The sequence below is a fragment of the Pseudomonas sp. P5_B2 genome, assembly GCF_056400445.1.
This window is the reverse complement of record NZ_JBFULH010000994.1, coordinates 1-1,190: the sequence shown is the minus strand read 5'-3', so window position 1 is coordinate 1,190 and position 1,190 is coordinate 1. Positions and strand designations below refer to the sequence as shown.

The window sequence follows — 1,190 nt, the reverse complement described above, 5'->3', positions numbered from 1 at the left end:
TGCCAGTACGGCTACGACATTCAGTGCGAAGTGGTGGGGGAGACCGGCATCGCCAAACTGCCGGAGCCTTCGCAGGTTCAACTGCGCAGTGGCGCGAAGTTGTCGAACGCGATTTTGATGGACTGGAAGGATCGGTTCATTGCCGCCTATGACGTTGAGTTGCAGGCGTTCATTGATGGCGTGCGCGCTGGCCAGGTCGGTGGCCCGTCAGCATGGGACGGCTTCGCCGCCGCCGTCGCTGCCGACGCCTGCATCGAAGCGCAAAACAGCGGCCAGATCGTAAAAGTCACACTCCCTGACCGCCCCCGTTTCTACGGTTGAGCACCGTCCCCTGTTGGAGCGAGCCTGCTCGCGATAGCGCCAGCACATTCAACATTAATGTCGGCTGACACTCCGCTATCGCGAGCCCGCTCCCACAGGATGTGTGTCCGGGCTGAAGTCTTGGTCAAGGAGAACAACAAATGCGCATCGCACTAGGCCCCTACATGTACCGCACCCTGTCCCTGGCAAGATGGTCGATAAGGTAGCCGAGCGCGGTACGCAATTGGAAACGAGCGATCCGGATTGCCGTGGAGATGGACTGCGACCTGGTCAACACCGGGTTCACCGGTGAGTCGGACAACCCGCTGGTCTGCGAGAACCAGTTCATGCGCTCCATGGACGAGTTGGTTCCGGAGTTCGAACGCGAAGGTATCAAGCTGGATATCCAGGCGCGCCGTTACGCCTTTTGCGAGCGCAACAACGAGTCGGTGGACATCGTTCGGTCTGGATCGCGAGTGAATCAACTACCTCTACGCGGCGCCGCACACCTTCTTTTTATGACGACGGCAAAAGCCATATCGCCTCGATGCTCAAGTATGCCGGGTCGAAGCTGAGCCGCCTGATCATCGCCGATACCTACAGCCACGAGGCTTCTTCCGGGTTGCACTACATCGTCAACCCGCCGGGTGTCGTCGCCACCGTGCACCAACATCTCGCATCGGTCAGGGCGAAGTCGATTGGGACGCGTTCTTCGGTACCCTGCGCGAGATCCAGTTCGATAGCATCGCCACGGTCTCGGTATTCGCCAGGGAAGACTGCCGGATGAATGCAGCCGGATGATGCTTGAACGCGTCAAAAGCTTACTCTGCAGCTGAAAGTCGCGTCACACTGTGAATAACATCGAACACTCCTATGTATTACCTAACTAG

General features: G+C 58.5%; 1 protein-coding gene and 1 pseudogene. Both read left to right on the top strand.

The genetic code is table 11. The features are described from left to right. Positions 1–321 (top strand): Gfo/Idh/MocA family oxidoreductase (locus tag AC1DRJ_RS28615; protein WP_477805099.1); only part of this gene is annotated, 321 nt, incomplete at its 5' end. Positions 322–530: 209 nt separating this feature from the next. Beyond that, positions 531–1,136, top strand: a pseudogene (locus AC1DRJ_RS28610) (sugar phosphate isomerase/epimerase family protein); the annotation flags it as partial. Positions 1,137–1,190 lie beyond the last annotated feature (54 nt).